The 4,234-nt window shown below is 71.7% G+C and carries 5 protein-coding genes; 3 read left to right on the top strand and 2 right to left on the bottom strand.

Annotated elements, in window-relative coordinates; translation table 11 throughout:
• The coding region (locus G3I65_RS50325; protein ID WP_160702925.1) for a S8 family serine peptidase at window positions 1-1,504 on the top strand (1,504 nt) is incomplete at its 5' end.
• A 48-nt stretch (window positions 1,505-1,552) separates the two neighbouring features.
• Here G3I65_RS50325 and G3I65_RS50320 read toward each other — a convergent pair.
• A complete protein-coding gene (locus tag G3I65_RS50320; RefSeq protein WP_166641601.1) occupies window positions 1,553-2,182 on the bottom strand; it encodes a class I SAM-dependent methyltransferase in 630 nt (209 codons plus the stop codon).
• A 21-nt stretch (window positions 2,183-2,203) separates the two neighbouring features.
• Between G3I65_RS50320 and G3I65_RS50315 the strand changes: the two genes are divergently transcribed.
• A complete protein-coding gene (locus tag G3I65_RS50315; RefSeq protein ID WP_160702923.1) occupies window positions 2,204-2,938 on the top strand; it encodes an SDR family oxidoreductase in 735 nt (244 codons plus the stop codon).
• On the opposite strand, the gene G3I65_RS50310 is transcribed toward G3I65_RS50315, so the two are convergent.
• Window positions 2,935-3,939, bottom strand: coding sequence for an SDR family oxidoreductase (locus G3I65_RS50310; protein WP_160702921.1), 1,005 nt, complete (start codon window positions 3,937-3,939; stop codon window positions 2,935-2,937). The genes G3I65_RS50315 and G3I65_RS50310 overlap by 4 nt on opposite strands.
• 70 nt (window positions 3,940-4,009) lie before the next feature.
• On the opposite strand from G3I65_RS50310, the gene G3I65_RS50305 reads away from it, so the two are divergent.
• Window positions 4,010-4,234 (top strand): LysR family transcriptional regulator (locus G3I65_RS50305; protein WP_160702919.1); only part of this gene is annotated, 225 nt, incomplete at its 3' end.

The raw sequence follows: 4,234 nt of genomic DNA, 5'->3' as shown, positions 1-4,234 counted from the left end.
CGCGGTGGACGCGATCGCCGGCCGCGCCGACGTCGCCGAAGTGAAGCCCGCGGCGCAGGCCACCACCTGGAGCGAGCCGGGCAACCGGGACCTGCGCCAGGCCGTGGCCGCGCAGGCCGCCGCCGCGACGCAGGTGTCCGAAGGGGACAAGGCGCACGGCGCCGACGCCGCCCGCACGACCTACGGCGTCAGCGGTTCCGGCATCAAGGTGTGCGTGCTCTCCGACGGCGTCGACTCGCTCGCGAAGTCGCAGAGCGCCGGCGAACTGCCCGCGGTCGACGTGCTGTCCGGCCAGAAGGGCAGCGGCGACGAGGGCACCGCGATGCTCGAGATCATCCACGACCTCGCGCCGAACGCGACCCTCGGCTTCGCCACCGCGTTCACCAGCGAGGCCAGCTTCGCCGCGAACATCCGCGCGCTGCGCACCACCGGCAAGTGCCAGATCATCGTCGACGACGTCTCCTACTTCGACGAGTCGCCGTTCCAGGACACGCAGGTCGCGCAGGCGGTCAACGACGTGACCGCGGCCGGCGTCCTGTACTTCTCCTCGGCCGGCAACTCGGGCAACGCGACCGACGGCACCAGCGGGTACTACGAAGGCGACTTCCGCGCCTCGCCGACGAAGATCAGCGGCGTCACCGGGACCCCGCACGACTTCGACCCGAGCAGCACCACGCAGAACTTCGACGCGCTTTCGGCCGGCTCGCTCGGCAAGCCGGTGACGCTGTTCTGGTCCGACCCGTGGGGCAAGTCCGCCAACGACTACGACCTGTTCATCCTGAACTCGTCGGGCAGCGTCGTGGCCTCCAGCGAGAACGGCCAGTCCGGCGCGCAGAACCCGTACGAGATCGCTTCGGTGCCCACCACGGGCTCCGGCTACAAGGTCGCGGTCGTCAAGTACAGCGGCGCCGACCGGTTCATCGCGCTGAACGTCATCCGCGGCCGTTTCGTGGCTTCGGGTTCGCTGAAGGCCTTCAGCACCAACGGTGTCACCAACGGCCACTCGGCCGCGGCGAACGCGTTCAGCGTCGCGGCGGCCCCGGCGGCGGCCGCGTTCGGCCGCCCGCTGGAGACCGGTGACCCGGCCAACCCGGCCGGCCCGTACCCGGGCCTGTACACCGCGTCGAGCAAGTGGGAGCGGTTCTCCTCCGACGGCAAGCGCAAGCTGTTCTACAACGCCGACGGCACGGCGATCACCCCGGGCAACGTCTCCTCGACCGGCGGCACGACCCGCAACAAGCCGGACATCACGGCGGCGGACGGCGTGGCGACCTCGGTGACCGGCTTCCAGCCGTTCTTCGGGACGTCGGCGGCGGCCCCGCACGCGGCGGCGATCGCGGCCCTGCTGCTCTCGGGCAAGCCGACGGCGACCCCGGCCCAGATCCGCTCGGCACTGGTGTCCTCGGCCATCGACCTGGGCACGCCCGGCTTCGACACGGTGACCGGCACCGGCGTGATCATGGCCGGCCCGGCGCTGGCCGCGCTGGGTGTCCAGCCGAAGTAAGGTCGGCGTTCCGCGAAGAGGGCCCGGCACGCGCCGGGCCCTCTTTCGTCATTTCGCGGTGCTCAGGAGGTGGAAGCCGAGCCCGCCGTGGGTGAACCGCGCGTGCTTGCGCAAGCTCAGGCCCGCGGCGCCCAGCGCGGCTTCGACGTCGGCGACCGGCCGGAGGCGGAAGCCGTTGCCGGTCAGCATCGGCACTCGCGCCATCATGTCCGGGTCGCCGATGCCGAGCACGAACCGCCCACCGGGTGCGAGCACCCGCGCGACCTCGGCGAGCGCGGCGCCGAGGTCCTCGACGAAGTAGATGGTGTTCGTCGAAACGATCGCGTCGACCGAGCCGTCCGCCAGGGGCAGCGCCGTCATCGAGCCCTCGTCGAGCACGAGCCGCCCGGCCGCCAGCTCCTCGCGGAAGGTCGCCCGGGCCCGGTCGAGCATCGTCGCCGAGATGTCCACGCCGTGCACCCGGGCGGCGGCCGGCAGCAGCAGCCGGAGCCCGAGGCCGCCGCCGAACCCGATGTCCAGCGCCGTTTCCCCGCCGGTCAGCTCGAGGGCGGCGACCGCCTTCACCACCGCCTCGCGGTTGCGGCGGTTGAGCATCGCGCCGACGGCCCGCCCCCGCAGGCCGCTAGGGTGGCCGAGCTGCCGGGCGAGCCCCGCTCGGAATCTCTCGCGAAGTCCCATACGAGCAGTCTAGGAGGCGGAATGGCGAAAACGGCGATCGTCACCGGGGCGGGTTCGGGAATCGGGCGCGCGGTGGCGCGGGCGCTGCTCGAAGACGGCTGGTCCGTCGCACTGGCCGGACGCCGCGCCGCCGCCCTCGAGGAAACCGCTGAGGGCTTCGAGGGCGCCCTGGTCGTCCCCACCGACGTCGCCGACGAGCAGTCGGTCGACGCGCTCTTCGCGGCCGTCCGGGACGCCTGGGGGCGGCTCGACCTGCTCGTCAACAACGCCGGCATCGGCGCGGCCGGGACGGTCGCCGACCTGTCCGTCGAGGACTGGAAGCGGACGGTGGACGTCAACCTGACCGGGATGTTCCTCTGCGCCCGGCAGGCCGTGCGGCTGATGAGGGACCAGGACCCGCGTGGCGGCCGGATCGTGAACAACGGCTCGATCTCCGCCCACGTCCCGCGGCCCGCGAGCGTCGCCTACACGGCCACCAAGCACGCGGTCACCGGCCTGACCCGCTCGATTTCGCTCGACGGCCGCGCCTGGAACGTCGCCTGCGGCCAGATCGACATCGGCAACGCGGCCACGGAGATGACCGAACGCATGGCGGCGGGCATCCCCCAGGCGGACGGCCGGGTCGTCGCGGAGCCGACGTTCGACGTCCGCCACGTCGCCGACGCGGTGCGGTACATGGCGGGGCTGCCACTGGACGCGAACGTCCAGTTCCTCACCGTCACGGCGACGACGATGCCCTTCATCGGCCGGGGCTAGGGGATCACCCGCGCCTTCCGGAACTCGTCGAACAGCCGGTAGAACATCTGCTCCGTCTCCACGTACTCGTGGAACCCCGCGCGGCGCGACTTCGACGTGTCCGCGAACATGTCGTAGTCCCAGCCGAACACGAAGTCGGCGAACGCCCACGACGTGGAAACGTCCGCGTAGGACGGGGAAAGGCCGTGGCGGGCCGCCATCGAGGTCCACAGTGGAGCCTTGTCGGCCATGACGTCCACCAGGGACATCCGCAGCGGCGGAGCGGTCTCCAGGTCGAAGTACGCCGCGAGTTTCGGCCACAGTTCGCGCCAGCGGAACAGGTCGCCGTTCGCGATGTTGAACGGGCCCTGGCGGTCGGCCGCCCAGACCGTGGCCGAGGCCAGGAGGCCGGCGTCCGTCATCTCCAGCAGGCTGTCGTACGCGCCGGGCTTGCCCGGGAACCGCAGCGGCACCCCCAGTTCCTTCGAGATCGACGCGTACACCGCGATCGCCAGCGCCAGGTTCATCGGGTTGCCCAGTGCCGTGCCGCCGACCACCGAGGGGCGGATCGCGGACCACGTCCACGAGCCCGCGCGGCGTTCGAGGAACTGCTGCTGGTCGACGTTGAACTCGGGCGGCATGTGCCCGGCGTCGGTCTCGCGCGCCGGGGTCTTGAACGGGCCGAGGTGGGCGCCGTAGACCTTGTAGCCCTGCATCAGGCTGACGTGCTCCAGCGCCGCCGGGTCCAGGGCCTCGACCAGGTTCGTCAGCATCGCCAGGTTCGGCGGGACGAGCTCGGCCCAGGTCGGCCGGTCCTGGTAGGCGGCGTAGAAGAGGTGCGTGACGCCGGTCAGGGCGCCGACCTTGGCCCGGGTGTCGGCCGGGTCGAGCAGGTCGACGGCGAGACCGCCGCGGCGGGAAAGGCCGAGGACGTCCCAGCCGCCGTCCGCTCGCAGGTGTTCGACGAGGTTCCGGCCGATGATCCCGTTGGCTCCGGCGACGAGTGCTGTCTTGCGCTTCATGACACCAGGCTCACCGGACGCGGGGGATAAGTCCAAGGCATCGTTGTCACCAAGTCGATAAGCTGAGTTCATGACAAGCCTGCGGCAGCTGGAATACCTGGTCACGGTGGTCGACACCGGCTCGTTCACCCGTGCCGCCGAGCAGCTGCACGTGACGCAGCCGGCGTTGTCGCACCAGATGCGCGCGCTCGAACGCGGCCTCGGCGGGCCGCTGCTCGAACGGCTGCCCCGCGCTGTCCGGCTCACGCCGATGGGCCGGGCGATGCTCCCGCACGCGCGGGCGGCGCTGGCCGAC

The organism is Amycolatopsis sp. SID8362, assembly GCF_010550475.1.
Lineage (GTDB): Bacteria > Actinomycetota > Actinomycetes > Mycobacteriales > Pseudonocardiaceae > Amycolatopsis > Amycolatopsis eburnea.
This window is presented reverse-complemented; position numbering and strand designations above follow the sequence as displayed.